This is a genomic window from Mesorhizobium tamadayense (genome assembly GCF_003863365.1).
Lineage (GTDB): Bacteria > Pseudomonadota > Alphaproteobacteria > Rhizobiales > Rhizobiaceae > Mesorhizobium > Mesorhizobium tamadayense.
Map to the genome: position 1 here is coordinate 1 of NZ_RQXT01000170.1, position 1,158 is coordinate 1,158.

The following is a 1,158-nucleotide window of genomic DNA, read 5'->3' on the forward strand; positions in this document are numbered from 1 at the left end:
CCATAAGCCGGGGAATCGGCGTCCAATTTTGACCCCCCTGATGCTTTGATTTGCGACCATCAGCTCGTCGTGGCGAGCGGATGGTGTGGGGATGAAGTCGGTGGATACGATTGCCCGAGTTCGGCGCGCATTCCATGTGCAAGGATGGTCGCTCAAGCGGATTTGCCGCGAACTGCATGTGTCGCGGAACACCGTCCGCAAGATTCTCAGATCCAATGAGACATCGTTCTCCTACGAACGCGAGCGGCAGCCCAAGCCGAAGATCGGTCCGTGGCAGGATCAACTTGACGGGTTTTTGAATGGCAACCGTGGCAAGGCGGCGCGCGAGCAACTGACACTGATCCGGATTTACGAAGAGCTTTGCAGTCTCGGCTACGAGGGTGGCTATGACGCCGTCCGCCGCTACGCGAAGAGCTGGGCGAAGGCGCAGGGGTCGGCGACGGCGGACGCCTATGTGCCGCTGTTCTTCGCGCCGGGCGAGGCCTACCAGTTCGACTGGAGCCACGAGATCGTCCTGATCAACGGCGTGACGGTGACCGTGAAGGTCGCCCATGTCCGGCTCTGCCACAGCCGCATGATGTTCGTCAGGGCCTATCCGCGCGAGACGCAGGAGATGGTGTTCGACGCCCATGATAGGGCCTTTGCCTTCTTCGGCGGCGCCTGCACGCGCGGCATCTACGACAACATGAAGACGGCGGTGGAAACGATCTTTGTTGGCAAGGACCGCCAATACAATCGCCGCCTCCTGCAGATGTGCAGCCATTATCTGGTGCAGCCGGTCGCCTGCACGCCGGCGTCGGGCTGGGAGAAGGGTCAGGTCGAGAACCAGGTCGGGCTGGTGCGCGAGCGCTTCTTCACGCCCAGGCTGCGCTTCAAGACCTATGAGGAGCTGAACGCCTGGCTGCAGGACAAGTGCGTCGCCTATGCCAAGGCGCACCGTCACATCGAGCAACCGGAACGAACGATCTGGAACGTGTTCGAGGAAGAGCGCGGCAAACTGGTCGAGTATCGCGGCCCTTTCGACGGATTCCACACGGTGCCGGCCTCGGTGTCGAAGACCTGCACGGTTCGCTTCGACACCAACAAATACTCGGTCCTGTCGACGGCCGTCGGCCGCCCGGTCGAAATCCATGCTTATGCCGACAGGATCGTCATCCG

1 protein-coding gene is annotated in these 1,158 nt (G+C 61.6%); it reads left to right on the top strand.

Annotation, left to right across the window (positions count from 1 at the left end; all coding sequences use genetic code 11):
- Positions 1-91: 91 nt before the first annotated feature.
- Positions 92-1,158 (top strand): IS21 family transposase (istA, locus tag EH240_RS37035; RefSeq protein WP_125007252.1); only part of this gene is annotated, 1,067 nt, incomplete at its 3' end.